Annotated in this window: 11 protein-coding genes and 2 pseudogenes; 3 read left to right on the forward strand and 10 right to left on the reverse strand. The window is 58.2% G+C overall.

The window, feature by feature from the left end; genetic code table 11:
• Positions 1-298: 298 nt before the first annotated feature.
• Together P6U29_RS32350 and groL are read left to right on the forward strand one after the other, a co-directional pair.
• Positions 299-613: a co-chaperone GroES gene (locus P6U29_RS32350; protein ID WP_407114369.1), complete on the forward strand. Its 315-nt coding sequence runs from the start codon at positions 299-301 to the stop codon at positions 611-613.
• 83 nt (positions 614-696) lie between these two features.
• Positions 697-2,337, forward strand: a complete 1,641-nt coding sequence (gene groL, locus P6U29_RS32355) for a chaperonin GroEL (RefSeq protein WP_407114370.1) — start codon at positions 697-699, stop codon at positions 2,335-2,337.
• 917 nt (positions 2,338-3,254) lie between these two features.
• Here groL and P6U29_RS32360 read toward each other — a convergent pair.
• From P6U29_RS32360 to P6U29_RS32370, 3 genes and pseudogenes are all read right to left on the reverse strand, one after another.
• Positions 3,255-3,527 (reverse strand): hypothetical protein, encoded by a 273-nt coding sequence (locus P6U29_RS32360; protein ID WP_407114371.1) that lies wholly within the window; start codon positions 3,525-3,527, stop codon positions 3,255-3,257.
• A 352-nt stretch (positions 3,528-3,879) separates the two neighbouring features.
• Positions 3,880-5,247, reverse strand: a pseudogene (locus P6U29_RS32365) (M16 family metallopeptidase).
• Positions 5,244-6,569: pseudogene (locus P6U29_RS32370) on the reverse strand (M16 family metallopeptidase). Before P6U29_RS32370 ends, P6U29_RS32365 begins: the two co-directional pseudogenes overlap by 4 nt.
• 898 nt (positions 6,570-7,467) lie before the next feature.
• On the opposite strand from P6U29_RS32370, the gene P6U29_RS32375 reads away from it, so the two are divergent.
• Positions 7,468-9,012, forward strand: coding sequence for an acyl-CoA dehydrogenase family protein (locus tag P6U29_RS32375; protein ID WP_407114372.1), 1,545 nt, complete (start codon positions 7,468-7,470; stop codon positions 9,010-9,012).
• A gap of 481 nt (positions 9,013-9,493) precedes the next feature.
• On the opposite strand, the gene P6U29_RS32380 is transcribed toward P6U29_RS32375, so the two are convergent.
• Genes P6U29_RS32380 through P6U29_RS32410 form a run of 7 tightly spaced genes read right to left on the reverse strand, consistent with a single transcriptional unit; the run spans position 9,494 to position 16,966 of the window.
• Positions 9,494-10,231, reverse strand: coding sequence for a hypothetical protein (locus tag P6U29_RS32380; RefSeq protein ID WP_407114373.1), 738 nt, complete (start codon positions 10,229-10,231; stop codon positions 9,494-9,496).
• A gap of 20 nt (positions 10,232-10,251) precedes the next feature.
• Positions 10,252-11,403, reverse strand: a complete 1,152-nt coding sequence (alr, locus tag P6U29_RS32385; RefSeq protein WP_407114374.1) for an alanine racemase — start codon at positions 11,401-11,403, stop codon at positions 10,252-10,254.
• An 11-nt stretch (positions 11,404-11,414) separates the two neighbouring features.
• Positions 11,415-12,494: an NAD(P)/FAD-dependent oxidoreductase gene (locus P6U29_RS32390; RefSeq protein ID WP_407114375.1), complete on the reverse strand. Its 1,080-nt coding sequence runs from the start codon at positions 12,492-12,494 to the stop codon at positions 11,415-11,417.
• Complete coding sequence (locus P6U29_RS32395; RefSeq protein WP_407114376.1) at positions 12,491-12,832, reverse strand: cupin domain-containing protein; 342 nt, start codon at positions 12,830-12,832, stop codon at positions 12,491-12,493. Before P6U29_RS32395 ends, P6U29_RS32390 begins: the two co-directional genes overlap by 4 nt.
• Positions 12,833-12,887: 55 nt before the next feature.
• Entirely contained in the window at positions 12,888-14,198 is a 1,311-nt protein-coding gene (locus tag P6U29_RS32400; RefSeq protein WP_407114377.1) for a lysine N(6)-hydroxylase/L-ornithine N(5)-oxygenase family protein, read from the reverse strand.
• 24 nt (positions 14,199-14,222) lie between these two features.
• Positions 14,223-15,440 carry an MFS transporter gene (locus P6U29_RS32405; RefSeq protein ID WP_407114378.1) on the reverse strand — a complete coding sequence of 406 codons (1,218 nt, stop codon included), beginning with the start codon at positions 15,438-15,440 and terminating at the stop codon, positions 14,223-14,225.
• Positions 15,437-16,966, reverse strand: coding sequence for a class I tRNA ligase family protein (locus tag P6U29_RS32410; protein WP_407114379.1), 1,530 nt, complete (start codon positions 16,964-16,966; stop codon positions 15,437-15,439). Before P6U29_RS32410 ends, P6U29_RS32405 begins: the two co-directional genes overlap by 4 nt.
• Positions 16,967-17,316 lie beyond the last annotated feature (350 nt).

The following is a 17,316-nucleotide window of genomic DNA, read 5'->3' on the forward strand; positions in this document are numbered from 1 at the left end:
CCGGCCGCGGTCGTCGAACACGCGGCACTGCGATCGGTGTAACGGCCGCCGTGCAATGTTGAGAAACCTTGGGCTCAATCCGGGCGTTTCGACGAAACGCAATGTCATTTTCGCAACAGCTTGGCCGGCTGTGTACCTGAGCGCGTTTGCTTCCGGACAAGACACGCGCAGGCCATGCAACGATTCAGCAGAACTGCAGGCCTGGATCGTTCAGCTCATTTTTGGCCCGACTCTTGCTATAATTGGGCTGGTCACAATGTGCCTATCTCCAACTTGTTCAAACGCCCAGGAGACCTGTATGAATTTCCGTCCGCTTCACGACCGCGTCGTAGTCAAGCGCATCGACGCCGATGAGAAGACCGCTGGTGGCATCATTATTCCGGACACAGCCAAGGAAAAGCCCTCGCAGGGCGAAGTCATAGCAGTTGGCCCGGGCGGCCGCGATGAGTCCGGCAAGCTGATTCCGATTGACATCGAGATCGGCGACCGCGTGCTGTTCGGTAAGTGGTCCGGCACCGAGGTCAAGATCGACGGGCAGGACCTGTTGATCATGAAGGAGAGCGACATCATGGGCGTTCTCACCGATGTGTTTTCCAAGAAGAAAGCCGCCTAACCCAGCGCTCGCACAGCTCACCCCTGACGAGCGCCCACCGGGCGCGCTGAAGGATGAGAAAATAAGAACTGAGGGAATTCTTTATGTCAGCCAAAGAAGTCAAATTCGGAGTAGACGCGCGGGACCGCATGCTGCGCGGCGTCGACATCCTCGCCAATGCCGTGCAGGTCACGCTCGGTCCGAAGGGCCGCAACGTGGTGCTCGATAAGTCGTTCGGCGCTCCGCGCATCACCAAGGACGGCGTTGCCGTCGCCAAGGACATCGAACTCGACGACAAGTTCGAGAACATGGGCGCACAGATGGTGCGCGAGGTGGCTTCGAAGGCGGCGGATGCTGCCGGCGACGGGACCACCACAGCGACCGTCTTGGCCGCCGCGATCGTCCGTGAAGGCGCCAAGTCGGTTGCCGCCGGTATGAACCCGATGGACCTCAAGCGCGGTATCGACCTCGCGGTCGAAGTCGTCGTCGCGGATCTCCAGAAGAACTCGAAGAAGGTCACTTCGAACGAGGAGATCGCCCAGGTCGGCACCATTTCCGCCAACGGCGATGCCGAGATCGGCAAGTTCCTCGCCGACGCCGTGAAGAAGGTCGGAAACGAGGGCGTGATCACGGTCGAGGAGGCCAAGTCGCTCGAGACCGAGCTCGACGTCGTCGAGGGCATGCAGTTCGACCGCGGTTACATCTCGCCCTACTTCGTCACCAACGCCGACAAGATGCGCGTTGAGATGGACGACGCCTACATCCTCATCAACGAGAAGAAGCTCTCCTCGCTGAACGAGCTGCTGCCGCTGCTCGAGGCCGTGGTGCAGACCGGCAAGCCGCTGGTCATCGTCGCCGAGGACGTCGAAGGCGAAGCGCTCGCCACCCTGGTCGTGAACCGCCTGCGCGGCGGCCTGAAGGTCGCGGCGGTCAAGGCTCCGGGCTTCGGCGATCGCCGCAAGGCCATGCTACAGGACATCGCGATCCTGACCGGCGGCCAGGCCATCTCGGAAGACCTCGGCATCAAGCTCGAGAACGTCACGCTCAACATGCTCGGTCGCGCCAAGAAGGTGATGATCGACAAGGAGAACACCACGATCGTCCACGGCGACGGCAAGAAGGCCGACATCGATGCCCGCGTCGCCCAGATCAAGGCGCAGATCGAGGAGACCACCTCAGACTACGATCGTGAGAAGCTCCAGGAGCGTCTTGCCAAGCTCGCGGGCGGCGTCGCGGTGATCCGCGTCGGCGGCGCGACCGAGGTCGAGGTCAAGGAGCGCAAGGATCGCGTTGATGACGCGATGCACGCGACCCGAGCGGCGGTCGAGGAAGGCATCCTGCCGGGCGGCGGCGTCGCCCTGCTCCGTGCCTCCGAGCAACTCAAGGGCCTGCGCACCAAGAACGACGACCAGAAGACTGGCGTCGAGATCGTGCGCAAGGCGCTGTCCTGGCCGGCCCGCCAGATCGCGATCAACGCCGGTGAAGACGGCTCGATCGTGGTCGGCAAAGTCCTCGAGAATCAGCAGTACTCTTATGGCTTCGATGCGCAAACAGGCGAGTACAGCAACCTTGTCTCCAAGGGCATCATTGACCCGACAAAGGTCGTGCGCATCGCGGTCCAGAACGCCTCCTCGGTGGCAGCGCTGCTGATCACGACGGAAGCGATGGTTGCCGAGCTGCCGAAGAAGGCCACGGCCGGTCCTGCGATGCCTCCGGGCGCCGGCATGGGCGGTATGGACTTCTGATCCAGCCTCTCAAAGAGTCGATGACATGCAAAACCCTGGCAGGAACGCCAGGGTTTTTTGCTTCGGACGAGCTTGCAACCATCGATAGCGCTTGCGAGCCTGGCAGCGCCGACAGCGACTGAAGCCAGCGCGTACGCCCCACAAAGCGTGGTTGGCAACTGTGGCTGAAGGTTTTCTGCGAACAGCGGCCACGGCGAAGCGTTAGCATCCGATTCAAATCGTTCTGGATTTGCTGGAGCTGTTTGTGGCGAAAGAGTCCGGCATCCTTTCGGAGGCCGGGCGGAAGTCCGACGCTCGTTCGGCGTTCTCAAGATGACCGTGCTCTCAAAGAATTTTTAACGTCGGCGGCGTCGGGATCGGCCCGATCGCCGCTTTGCAATGTCGAAGCTGCGAGACTGGCCAGCTTTCGGCAATCGTAAGGCCGCCAGATCCACTTGAGGTCTCCGATGATGGGGTCAATTTCAAGTGGCGGCGTACCTCGCGCGTGATCGCGCCGAACAACCCGCGCTTCTGGCCGGAGATGAGGACGCGGCGGAATTTTCGCGTTATGGCCGCGGGATATCATCGCGACCGTGTGCCAAATAGCTGGTCGCAATCCGTTTGCCGATCGGCACTTTCGAAAAAACGCCCGAGCGTGACGACGCCGCAGTTCGGAGCAAGATCCCGCGAGTTGTGGAAAAGAACGCCTCTTTTTAGCGTGATGGGGTCACATGTGCGACGGAAAACCCTGGCACCACGAGAGCCTGAGAACTTTAACTCTCCGGAATGAGCCGGTTCGAGAGGTCCGCAAGTCTAGGGCCAGCTTATCAATGACCAAAATGACGGAAAACTCTCGGCCCACAGGTTTGCCCTCGAGCACTGCTTGAGCTGCATAACTAAAGCGGCCTCCGGGCTCGTGAAAGGTTTAACGAGCTCTTCTAAGCTTTGGGGATCGGCCTGATCCGGCTCAGCAGCGAAGTGGCATATTCCTCGCGCTCGCGCATGAAACGCTCTTGGTGCGCTTTGAAGCTCTCGACCCGCTTCCTAATTTGATCGCGTTCGCTGCCACTATAATCGAGCAGACTGACGCCATCCCGGTCGACGACTTCTTTCAGTTGAGGCCGGGGCTGCCCGATCTCCACCTTCAGCGATCCGGCGAACGCCATCGCTTCAGCGACGAGCGCATCGAGTTCGCTCTTCCAATCACGCATTGACGCTCTCCCGCGCAGTACGGCCCGCTATACGAGCCGCGACGTGGCCAGGACGCTGGTCGCTACAAAGGACATCCCAAATCTCATCCGCTTCTCCTTGAACAAGGCGCCGACGATACTGCCGGCGGCCCTCCAGGTTCACAATGCTCATTGTGAACAAATGCAGTCCAGCCCAGTGCCAGCGATCCTCTACAGCCAAGATGCATCGTCTCCTTGTTTTGCCGTTGAGAACGCTACGCGGAGCGATGCGGATTCCGCTGGGCCGCGAAGCGCCACATATCATACAGCCACATATCATACAGATGGCAGGTGCCAAACTCGACTTGTGGAGCTCTGCTGGCAATGAGGCACTTCAGTCCGACTTCGGCGCGGTCGCTGCGGCGGGCTGCGCGGCCGCCTGCGGTGCCCGGCCGACGACTACGGTAAGCAGGCCCTGACCCCACAGGCGTTTGGCAGCCTGCTTGGCGTCGTCCATTGACACGGCATCGATGATGGCGTTGCGCTTCTCGATATAGCCGATGGGCAGCTTGTCCTGCTGATAATGCAGCCGCGCCTGCGCGAGCTTGGAGGAAGTGTCGAGCGCCAGCATCTGCGAGCCCTTGAGGTAGGACTTCGCCTCGTCGAGCTCCTTGTGCGTCGGACCCTCCTGGGCGATCCGGCGCACTTCCCTCTCGACGGCGTCGATGCTGACGCCGGCGCGGTCCGCCCGCGTGCCGGTATTGCCGATGAAGACCGCCGAGTGCTCCATCCACAACAGCTGTTCAAACACCGAGTAGGCGAGCCCGCGCTTCTCGCGTACCTCGCGGAAGAACCGCGAGGACGATCCGCCGCCCAGGATATGGTTGACGACGAGCAGACATGAAGTTCGGATCGCTGCGCTTCACGCCGGGGCCACCGAAGGTGATCACGGTCTGCGGCACGTCGAGCGACACGAAGGCGCGTTGCGGCGGCTTTGCGGCCTCGACGTCGGGGACCGGCGTGAGGTTGGCCTTGGCTGGGAGGCTGCCAAACGTCTTGTCGAGCAGCTGGCCGAGCGTTACGGGGTCGACGTCGCCGACGACCGCGACCTTCAACGTATCCTTGGCGAGCACGCGGCCGACACAACCCATCAGGTCGGCGACCGTGATGGTCGGCACGCTATCGAGGTTGCCGTTGGTCTGCCGGCCGTACGGGTGATCGCCGAAGGCGACCTCCAGGAATTTGCGGCTCGCCAGCGAGGTCGGGTTGGTGGTCTCGCGGCGCAGCCCGGAGATCACCTGCGAGCGGATGCGCTCGACATAGGCGGTGTCGAAATGCGGCGAGGTCAACGCCATCCGTAGCAGGTCGAAGGCCTCGTCCTTATTGTCGCGCAACATGCGCAGGCTGCCGCGGAGCGTGTCGCGGGTGGCGTTGAAGGAGAGCTCGATGGCGCGGCGGTCGAGCCGTTCACGGAAGCTCTTGGAGTCGAGATCGCCTGAGCCCTCGTCGAGGAGGTCGCCGACGAGGTTGGCGACGCCGGGCTTGTCCTTGCGATCCTGCTATGAGCCGCAGGCAAAGGAATACTCCATCGCGCTCAGCGGCACGGTCGCGTCCTGCACGAACCAGGCTTCGATGCCGTCAGGTGATCTCAGATGCTGGATCTTGGCTGCCGCCTGCGAGGGCGAGATGGACGCCAAGGAGAGCGTCGCAGAGGTCACGAGGAGAGCGCGATGCCGCGCATGCGGAGGAACGGATAGGTCACGAACGCTTCTCCTCGCGCTTGGCGATGGCGGTGGCGGTATCCTTGATCAGGTAGCCGGTAACCGAGCGCTTCTTCTCGAGCCATTTTTGCGCGGCGGCGCGCACCTGTTCGGCGGTGACGGCGCGGATGCGATCGGGCCAGCTGCGGATGTCCTCGATGGACAGGCCTATCGTCAACGCCCTGCCATACAAGCTCGCCCGCACCGCCTGATCGTCTTGGGCGTAGATTGCCCGGGCGATGAGCTGGGTCTTGACCCGCTCGAGATCCTCGGCGCGAATCGGCTTCTTTACGATGTCTGCGATGACGTCGTCGATCACCTGCTCGACCTCCGCGAAGCTGACACCCTGCTTGGGCGAGGCCGAGATCGAGAACTGGCTCGGGTCGAGCGAAATGCTCGAATAGCTGGCGATGGCCGAGACCGCGAGCGGTTTGTCGACGACGAGCGCGCGGTGAAGATAAGAGTTGCAGCCCCTGCCCATCAGTTGCGCGAGCACGTGGAGCGCAGCGCTCTCGCCGGCTGCGGCGGTCATCGCCGAGGGCACCACATAATAGCGGTACACGCTCGGCTGCTCGACGCGCGGATCCGACAACGTAACGGTGCGCGGAGCGGCCGGCTCCGGCTCCTGCAGACGGATGCTTTGCGCGGGGATCGCCGGCTGTGCCGGGATCGGACCGAAATTGCGCTCGACCAGCGGGCGCACGTCGGCGACCTCGATGTCGCCAGCGATCACCAGGATCGCGTTGTTCGGCGCATAGAAGCGGCGGTAGAAAGCTAGCGCATCCTCGCGATTCAATTTTTCGATCTCTTGCCGCCAACCGACGATCGGCCGTCCATAGGGGTGATTGAGGTAAAGTGCCCTCTGAATTTGCTCGCTCAGCCGCGCCGCGGGACGGTTGGCAACGCGCATGTTGCGTTCTTCGAGCACGACGTCGCGCTCGGGCAGCACGTTCTCGTCCTTGAGCACGAGCCCGGTCATGCGATCGGCCTCGAATTCCATCATGGTCGGCAACTGCTCGCGCGGCACGTGCTGAGAGTAGTTAGTGTAGTCGACCGATGTTGAGGCGTCCTCGTTGCCTCCGGTGCGATGTACCGTCTGGGAGAATTTGCCGACCGGGTGTTTTTCGGTGCCCTTGAACATCAGGTGCTCGAGGAAATGTGCGAGCCCCGATTTGCCCGGCGTCTCGTCTGCGGAGCCTGCCTTGTACCAGATCATCTGCGTCACCACCGGTGTGCGATGATCCGGGATCACGACCACCTACAGGCCGTTGTCAAGCGTGAAGCTGGAGAGCGGCACGGAGCTCGAAGGAGTCTCGGCTGACATGCCATCTGTCAAGAAGGCGCAGGTCAGGACCAGCGCTAGAAGGCACGCAACCGATCGAGATGAAGATGTCGGCAGCCTTGACAGCACTCGAACTGGAACGAAAGCACGGTGGGGCGGGTGGTTGGACGCGGCATTGTGATCGGCATGGTTCGTCCGCCGCTGGAGCTGCACGAGTTTTTGCAAGCTCCATTGCAGTTGTTTCTGGATAAGGAATGAGATCATGATCAATATCATCTATCTGCTGCTCCATTCTTTGGATATCGCCAGGTCGCGCCTGCTCGCGAGCGTCGTCGGACAACCCAAAGCATTCGTCGTGCCAAGAAGGACCTCTTGCATTACAACTTGGCCGCCCAAAGCAGCCTCTTCATCTTTACACATCGTCTTAGCTCGGACACGGTGCGCGCGCTTTGCAACAAGTCTGGCTATCGAGAGGTCTCTTGCTTGCGGAGCGGGGTTTGACCCTCCTAGCGCTTTTTGTCTTGAGCGACAGATCATTCGGTTCGTTGGTGCTGCGCGTATGTCCGCGCTATACCGAACAGCCACGGAGTACCGGTGAACATGATATAAATGCCATATGTCATGTATCGCCTCGCTATGCTGGCGATCGGTCCATGACGGATCTTTCCCCAGGCGGCTCTCTTTGGGACGAAACACCAATCGACAACCTGAGTGAGTCTTGAGGAGAATGGGAGGTCACTGAAACGAGCGTGCGCCCTCGATAGGTCATGTCGACAAGACGCATCCTTGATGGGAGCCCGCGCGGCGGCCGCAATAAGTCCCGATCCAGACAACGCGCTTATACTGCGCTTGCATCCACACTATACCAATGTGTAGCCGAGCTAGCCACGGGGATGAATTGGCACGAAGCGCGGCCGGGATCATTGTGGGCCTTATGGCTATGTATACTCAGGTTCACGCCCAATGCGGGGAGGCGCAGGAACGCACAGCTGAACGCCGTGCAGCTGCACTATACTCCGGTTTGATCGCTGACCTCAGTCAGCTGAATTTCGCAGACGCGGATGACCGCCGAGCATTCCCTCCGACCCTACACAGCATATTGGCAAAGCATGGACTGTTCGGGCTCACCACACCAGGAGAGCACGGCGGATTAGCTCTTCCCTTGCAAGAGGCCGTCAACCTCATCTCCGCCACTGCATCCTTCGATGTCTCCGCTGCCTCTACGCTCGTTATCCATAACTTCCTGGCCTTGCCCTGCATCGAAGCGGCACCGCACATCCCCGAACAAAAAAATATCATTTGGGGTGCAACACGCGGCGATCTCTGCGCTTTCGCTTTGACGGAGCCTGGAGCTGGCTCTGCCCCGAGGCATATAGAGGCTTCGGCTCTTATGCGCGAAGATAAAGTTCGTATCTCTGGCCGCAAGATCTGGATCGGCCTCGCTGACTGGGCTCGCTGGATCGTTTGCTTTGCGCGCGCGTCTGGTCCTGATGCGAAAGGCCGGCTCGTTGGTGTACTCGTTGACAGGCAGGCTCCAGGCCTAAAGGTCACGCACGAGCATCGCACACTCGGTCTACGTGGCATTATTCAGAATAGTCTGGAGTTCCAGGATGTCGAGGTGCCGCGTGCTTACGTGCTCTCTCGCGATCAAGACGGCTGGGGCGCGGCGGCATCTAGTATGAACCGCGGCCGTATCGGTGTGGCTGCTATGGGTCTTGGAGCGCTTGAGCGCGCTATCCAGGTCGCAGCCTCTTATGCAAGCCATCGTCGACTCGGTAAACTGCGCATGATCGAGAACAGCTACATCGAGCAGTTATTTGGGCAGATGGTGCTGCGGCGGGAAGTCGTGAAGGCGATGCTGGCCGCATCCTGCCGACTTGTTTCAGCGCAGGGCGCGCCCAACGTCCACCTTGCGTCGGCAACGAAGGTTTTGTCCTCGGAGTGGTGCGGCCTTGTCGCTGATCAATGTGTCCAGCTGTTAGGTGGCCGTGGTTACGATGAGGGAACGCCTTTAGCCAAGATCTATCGAGACGCTCGCATCCTCCGCATCTTCGAAGGTCCGACTGAGGCGCTCCTATCACATCTCGGCCGCTGCCTCCTCTCTAAAGCCACGCGTGACGAGATAGCCGATCTCTTTCGGTCTGTTGGTGCGGCATCAGTCCATGCTGCTGCAATTGAGGAACTCTCCGCGCTCAATGAGACAGACGGTGCCGTGCTGATCTATGCGGGTTGGCTCACCACACTGGGACTGGCACAGGCTGTCATGTCTGCTGGTTGCTTCTCCGCCTCAGATTGCGCCGCAGCAGCGGCTGACCTGGTCAGTTCCGAATTAGCAACTCTCCGTACTCGCGCGCCAGCACGGCAATCTTTCGAAGGCCGCAATCGGGCCAGCCGGACTCTGACCACCTTCCTTCAAGACGCGGCTTGTTCGATTCGCTCACCTGTCCTCACAGACGATTACCTCAAATTGGTGCAGTACGTCTGACATCTAGCTCGCGGTCCGGACGTCTTTCCACGTCGTGGTGCCGCGCGCGGCGACGCAGCTGCGGAAAGCCGAGGCGTCGCCGAGCACTGCCGCCTTCTGAATCCGGCAGGCTCTGCTATGAGGCCTTATCCCGAGCTCGCTCCCGGCAACGCGCCGGCGCTGACGGCGTCCACGTCGGCCGGCGGCGCAGCAAGGGAGCAGCCGGCGCCCCCTCCTCGGCCGCTGCGGCTCGACAACGGTGAGCCGCCACCATGAACTTGAGTACGTTTCCGCCCCTTGTCGTGATGGCCAGGCCACAGTTTCGGGGGCTCCCATGTTCGATACTGACGCCACCGTGCTTTTGCGCCCGGCCGCCTGCGATCGGGACCGCGTTTTCCAGATCTTTCTCGTAATACGCCCAAAAACGCCATGTACCACCCTTGTTCGTAGGTCGGCCTAAACAACGACGCAGTGCCGCCCCACACGCAAAAGCCCAAGCCCTTCAGTTTGCCTTACAAGGCGAACAATCTTCAGGACCGCTCTTTTTGAAATGGAGGAAGTTACAGACGTCATAATACCCTGCTTCATTCAAGCGGAAGCCAAAGGTCGATATGCGGTTCTTCAGAAAGAGCGGATCGAAAGCGAACGCCTGAAAACCGTTGGAGCAGTCCAAGCGGACATAGTCATCGGTACGCACCACACCCTGGACGTTGATGCCGCAAAGATTGTAGTATTCCAGGCGAGCTACGGTTGCCGTCTCGCTAGTTGAAAAGAGCGACAAAGCGAGATCAAAGGGCGCCTGGCACACCCGTGCGAGAAACTCCATTGGCGCATCCATCGTACCAAGAAAATTAAACGGCAATATACAAAGTACCCTTCCGTCATATCGCCGCATTATCTCATCGATCAGCCGCGTTCTTTTGAAGAATTTGTTGGCCTCACAGCGGATAACTGCTCCATTTCCCTTTTTTAGCCGTCGTGCACGAGGTGGGTTTATGTCGATCCCAAGATAGTCATTGTCGGCCTTTTTGACGCCGATGAGGCGATAGCAACTACAACCTACCTCAATGATCAAATCGTATCGGTTCGAGCACAAGAGATCGAGATAGAAGACTCTCTCACAGTCATGGAACTGACGCACCTGAGTGGTGAAGTAGTTCGGACGCATGAGACGTATCCCTTCGTCGCCCAGATAGATCGCTCGATTGACTTGCCGGGAGTGGAGGGCGGGTGAGTCCACGGGTGCCTCCTATCATCTCGTTAGGCTGAAGCATACACCCTACGGCACCGCCGTCCGATCGCGGTGGTCAGTTCATCGCTCAGCATTTTCGCGGCTGAAGCCACATCCCCAACTGTTTGCTCGGGGCAGATCAGGTCGACCACGGTACCCGGCGGAGTCCAACTCTCGGGCAGATCCGTTACGTCAATAGTAATAAGATCCATCGAAACTAAGCCGACGATTGGCACACGGGTACCACATACGAAAACGTGCCCCCGATTGCCCAGAATACGCGGAAACCCGTCTCCATAACCAATGGACGCTGTAGCGACACGCATCCGCCTCTTCACTGTGTAGGACCTGTGGTATCCGATAGCTTCCCCCTGCTTCACTTTTCGACATTGAATGATTTGCGTTCGCAGACGGACGACTTGCGATGGCTTGAAGTCGGGATCATCGGAGGTCGAGAAGCCGAAAATCCCTCCACCCGATCTTATGAGGTCAAAATGAAATTCACTTCCGGCGAATAGTCCCGCCGAGTTCGATAGTGATAGAATAGCTTTCGGAAACAAATGGGTCAATTCGCGGAAGCGATCTAATTGCTGAAGACTGACCTCATTTCGCAACTCCGCGGAAACGAGTTGACTCATGAACAGCGCTATAGGCAACTCCGACAGCCCGTTTTCATCGTTGGCGAGTTTGTGCAACTCATCGATAGGAAACCCTAGTCGGGACAAGCCCGTGTCGACATGAATACCCGCGGGCAACGCCCGATTGCGAAGCCGGCAATGCCGAAGCCATGCATCCAATTGTTCGCTGCTATTCAGGATTGGCAATAAATCATGCTGCTCGGCAGCCGGCTCCATACCTGGCATAACGCCGTGAAGCAGGTAGATCCTCGCAGATGATGGCAGCACATCCCGCACGGCGATACCTTCCTCCACATCGGCTACGAAGAAATGCCTGCAGCCAATACGAGCGAGAAACGGCGCTATACGCGCCGCGCCAAGACCGTAGGCGTCTGCCTTGACAACTAAGCCGCACGCGCTGTACGGCGCAAGCGCCTGAAACCTCCGATAATTGGATTCAATGGCGCTGAGATCAACAATCATGGTCGATCTCGAGGTAACGCCATAACCGGTATCTGCAAAATTATGAGAGAGGTTGGCTTCGATACCAATCGTATCCGGCATATGCCTTCCCCTCATGTCGCGCCGACATGTCGATACGGAGAATACAGGGATCGTACGGCCTCTTCCGCACACGCGGGCCCAAAACGAAAGCCGTTACCCGCACCACCACCAATGACATGCAGACCGGCGACATCTCTGGCTGCACGGGAGAACGGGACACCATCCTCAGAATAGCAGTCGCAAAACACGCGCACTGACGCCACTGCGGGAACGTCAGAGGAAAACCATTTTGCCAGTATTGCGGTGGCACGCGCCAGATCATCCGAGCTGACGCGCAGCCCATTGATGTCGGGCCTCACATCCCATTCCTGCGAGGTAAAACTGAACAACCAATATCCTTGCTCAATCATGGGAATGAGGAAAGCGTAGTCGTCGAACAAGCCGATCATTGGACAGTTTGGGGTGGGGCGCGCCGCCAGGTGAAGCGCGACGACTTTTTTTACTCGCAATCGCGGTTCGTCTGTAAGATGCCGACGCAATGGTGACTCTGGTAACCAGGGGCCAATTGCAAGGATGGCCCGACTTGCCGAGATTTCGCTATCATGAGAGGTCTGAAGAAGGATATCGCTTGGTCCCTGCCATATCCTTTCAATTGAACTGCCCTCGTAAATCGAAATCCCGACGGTCTTGAGCCTTTGGGCCAGATCCTGAAGAATGGAATCGACTGGGCAGTACGACCCCCGATCCAGCGACACGGCCACGTCGGGCGGAACTAAAAACCGCGGCAGCGAGGAAAGTCTCTCGGCCAGCGCGAAAGATGTTGATGGGGTGGTACCGCCCACGCTGCTCCGTCGCGCGAGTTCGTTGGGATCGCGCGTCAGCCAAAACACATCACAGTCTCGGCCATTGGGCCATTGGGGATAGACCTCTCGCCAGAATGTCGAACCACGATTGATGAGGCTCCTTTCCTTCTCGTTCCGACAAATGTTGATTTGGATTCCGGGGGCCAACCCACTGGCACCTGCCCCAACGATGTCCCGTTCGAAGATGGCGATTCTCTTCTTCGGGCTACCGCTCGCTGCGATGAAGGCGGCAGTGAGCCCCATGACGCCGGCGCCAATGACCGCTAGGTCATAGATTCTGTCGGTCATCGGGTTTCTTTCCAGGAGATGGACAAGGCGCTCAGAACTTCGCTGCCGCGATTTTCCAAATAATGGGTTCGATCTGGTCGCAGAAACACAAGATCCCCTGACTTGACGGCCAACTCACCATCATCGGTCATCACCTGACCGTGGCCGCTCGTGATTCGCCAGATCTCGGTGGAAGGATGGGAATGAGGCGTCGACACCGCGAACGGATCGAGCCGGAATTCGAGGAGTTCAACCGGACAAGTGGTCTTGGGATCACCTATTCCCTTGACGTTCTGTATTAGTACACCGGGGCTATAGACCGTTATGTCGCCTAAGGTCATCAGCTGCGCATTCTTCATGATCTACTCCCAATAATGCCTGCTGGATCGCGGCATGCTGCCGACCGCTCGCCGCTCAACGGGAGCTCTCGACCCCCGCGCTAGGCCACTTGACGGCGCCCGTTGCAGGCCCGCAATCGTAAGCCACCCGGCCGATGATCGAGTTGAGGACGGTCGAAGCACGCCAAGGGACCAAGCTGAGATTCGTATCAGCGATGCCGTGTTGAAAGCGTGCGCCGTTCTGTATGTACAAACGACATCTTTCGGGACCGTCAAAACGAGCCGAAAAGTCCTCCTCGACCACGATCTCACGAGAGCCGCCGGGCGCGCTGACAACCGTCAGTCGGCTTGCGATCGGCTCTAGAAACGAAGGGATCTCAGTGCGGTAGCCGGTGGCCAAGACGATAATGTCAGCGACATGTTCTGAGCAAATACCTGTCGTCTGCTGACGTAAGCCCAGGCGAAACGGGCACACGCTGCGCAACTCGTCCGCCGTGGTGTCGACGCGTATTTCCACGTGAGCCGGGTACGACTCGCGATGGACCTCGCGATCGTAAAGTGCACTGTAGATCGTGCGAAGTGTCGCGGAGTTGACGCCATCGCTCGCCAATGACTGCCGCTCAAGAATTTGCTTCCGAGTGGATTCGCTTTGCTCAAAGAACCAGCCGCCATATTGCGGCAAGAACCATTCATTGACGAAGGGGCTATCTTCGAGGGCGAATATGTTTGCCCGGCGCGTCACCCAGGTCAGGGCTTCCAGCGGACCGTATGCCCCCCTCAGGAGACGAAGAAATATTTCAGCGCCGCTTTGGCCGCCACCTACGACCACAACACGCTTGCTTGAAAGCTCGCGGCGCTGCACGAGGAGGGTACTGCTGTGAAACACCTCGTTTGGCGGTGCATTCCTGCCCCAATCAGGAATAGACGGGACCCGACCCACGCCCAGCACCGCCGTACTGGTTTGGTAGTTGCGGCGACCAGTTATGACATCGAAGGATTCGTCGCGCAGTTCGACTGCAATAACACGCTCGCCGAACTGAACGTTAGCCAGCTTTTCCGCTGCCCATCGCAAATAATCGTCAAATTCACTACGGCTAACGCACGCGAGTCCTCGGATGATGGCTTGGTAGATCCGCCGTTTATCATGCAAGTAGGCCAGGAAGCTGTACGCGCTCGTCGGATCCGCGGGTGTTACCAAGTCCTTTAGCGGGCTGGTTTGCATAACGGCACCGTCCAGAAGCAGACCGGGATGCCATCTAAGCGTTTCTGAACTTTCGAGGATTCGCAAAGAGATTTCCGGAATCGGTGCTGCGAGGGCTGCCAAACTCAGATTAGCCGGCCCTGCACCGATCGCGATTACGTCAACGCTGTTGCCGTGCTTCAGCATCCCATGATCCTTGCAAACAGCCGCTCAATGCTTCCGGCCGGTCGAGACGACTTGAGTTGCCAGAAGGACACCATTCGCGACGATCAGCATCATCATGCTGATTAGCAGTTCATCGAAGCTGCTGGCTTTCACGACCTGCCCGGCGATGTATGGAAATCCGAACAAGCCAATGAAATAGGAGAGCGTGAAGACTTGAGAAGCAACGGCAAATGATGTCCCATCCGTACCTGCAATGAAAACAACCATACCGTTCAGAGTCGAATAGCTCAGCCCGTATCCCAGTGAGAACATCGCTGTCCCGAGGATGTAGATCGCCGCACTACCTGCATTCATGAATAGGATGAATAGCCCGGCGATAGTGCACACGATAAGAAACGCGGCTACACGTTCAAGACGAAACTTTCCAATTATCGGGGCCACCGCAAACCGCAGGAAGACGGATGTCAGCGTGAATACAAGAAAGAACGTGTCGGCAGATTGCGACCTCGATGTCGCGTAAAGCGTCTGGAACGTGGAAAGACCGGCGAAAGCGCATGCCCCGAGGCCTATCATGATTATCGGATAGCGCGTGTTCGATTTGAGGGCTCCTAGCACGCCTTCAAGGGTGAGTCGTACAGTTGGCATTTTGATCTGAGGAGCTTGCGCCAGGGCCCTACCGGCGAACTCCAAAAGCATCGCACCAACGAGACATGCAGCCGCGAATAAAGCGTAAACCGCGATGTAGGAACCAGAACTTTCCGCGACGGTGCGCGCGAGGGGGGCAGCAAGCCCGATGCCCAGCATTTGAGATCCCGAAAGCAAGGTAAGATACTTGATACGAGCATCAGCTCGCACGTGACCCAGGACTTGAAGCGGCGCTAGTATGTAGAAGACTGACCATCCAATGCCAAGAAAAAGCCCGCCGACGTAAGCGAAAAGCGTCAAAGTTTGCGCTGATGCGAAACATATCATCGCCATCGCCATCATCGCTGCGGCAAGGGTGATGGTTCGCATCACGCCCAGTGAGTCCGCGATGCGGCCAGCTACGAGCGAACACAGTATTGTGGCGATCGTACCGGTCGAAATAACGGCTCCGGCTGTCGTGGCGCTTTGTCGAAAGGACCGCAGAGCATCCACGAGAAAGAAGCTCGAGCCGTAGGATGCGGCCACGCTGATACTGCCAAGCATAAAGGGGATTGAGATCTCCAACGGGACTTGATTGGGCAATTTCTCGGCGGGAACGACGTTCGCTGCAGGTGTCATGCTACTATTTTCCCCGGGAGGCATCGATCAATATCTGCAGCCGCTAACCTGCACCCATGGATTTTTGGTACTGTTCCGATCCGTTGGGATGAAGGCGTCGAAGCGCATGCTGCAACGGGATGGCCGCTATGACCTAGCCAGTACCACAAGGCTTCTGTTATTTTGGGCATCAGCGGCCAGGCCAGTATACTGAACCCCATCAGCCATGTGTAAGCCGTCTGATGGTCCGGCTTGTCATCAAGACAATCGAGCCATTCGATAACCGCCCTCGAAGCTTGCGACACTCGCAGGTGGTCTAGCGAAAGGACGGCGCACTGCCGCTCGTAGAGGCGATCCAGCGCGATCATCATCGCGTCATCTACGTGACACCCGGTGAGCGCCGGCATCGCGCTTAAGGAGTCGGTGCAGCGATCAATGGCTACAGATATCCTATCGAAAACTACGTTGTAACGATCGACTAACCGCTCTGACACCAAATCGGTCTCGGTTTCTTCCGGGCAGATTTCCGACAGGTACACTCTAAGAACATCAATGGATATATTTGGAATTCGAGTGATTTCACCCGCCCAGATCACGTGACTGCGACTAGTGGAGAACTTCGATCCGTTCAGTCTAAGGAAATGATTAAAGAAAATTCGATCAAATGGACGAAACGAGTTTTGGCCCAATGCGCATCCTGTAACTCCGACAAGCATCGGAATTGTGTTATCGATGCCGGTGGCGCCAATCAGGAAAGTATCGGAATCACGGGCAAAAGGATTGAGCTTGCCGGAGTCCTCTGTCTCTTTATCCCCGCAATAGAGAGAATGAGCGTAGAGTAACGAGGAGTAGCTGAACAATATCTGCTGGCTGTCGAAACGCCCCGAATCCCAAGCCAGCCCGTGCAGGCCTGGTACTGTCAATCGCATTTGCTGTCCTTTGCGTGCGACATACCGCTTCCCTATATCCAGAAAGCTAGATTCGACGGCTGCCTCGTCCCACGCCCGGAGAAGTCGGTCGTTTCCCGAAATTGAAAGAAAGGCGGAAATGTTGTCCGTCCATTCTACGATCCGCCCTCGCCTCGATACCGGATTCAGAGCTTCTTCGGGCTCGAAATGATATCCACACTGTTCGCAGAAGAAGCTACCCGCAGATGCCTCGCACACTGGACAGGTTGCACCAAACCAGCCTCCAATGCAGAAGCGCTCTTCTGGTTGCATGGCAGTAGAGCCCGCGTCGTCCACTGGTAAGCGTGCTGCGCGGAAATGGAGCGAGCCCGCTGCAAACAAGGCATCCATGAGCGCGTTGCTGACATTCGAGAAGCGCTGCAGATTCCTGCCATACGCCGGATCATCGAAATGATCGAAAACGATACCTACGGAGGCGAGATCCTCAACAATTCTAGTATGGAAGCCATGTGCCAGGTCCGAGGGGTCAATGTTCTCACGGAGCGCTCGGACCAAGACATGGTTCTCGAAGCCGTCGGTCGTCAGTCCAGAGCGGACATGATGCCCCGCTCTCTTCAGATGTTTCTGTACGATATCCATTCTGAGAAATGGCCCAGCAGCGTGACCCAGATGTGCTCTGCCATTGGCTGTCAAGTTGACGGGGGACATATACACATCCACAGGATGCGTGGTCGCTACATTTATCGGCGGGATAGTCGGGCTTTTACTCATATCTGCACAAATGACTTCCACCACATCCCGGAAATACCCAAACAGATGCCCAGATATTTCGCCCGGAAAGCAAGAGGAGCACGCGGCTTGACTAGGTTATGGACGCTGTTGGGTTGCGCCTTTTCAAATCGGCCCCCGCAATCCGTGCAAAACCTCTCGCGCTCTGTTGGAGGTTTTCGAGCGGACGCCCCTCTTTCGCGAGCTTCTTGACGTATCGT

Source organism: Bradyrhizobium sp. LMG 9283 (assembly GCF_045571415.1).
Lineage (GTDB): Bacteria > Pseudomonadota > Alphaproteobacteria > Rhizobiales > Xanthobacteraceae > Bradyrhizobium.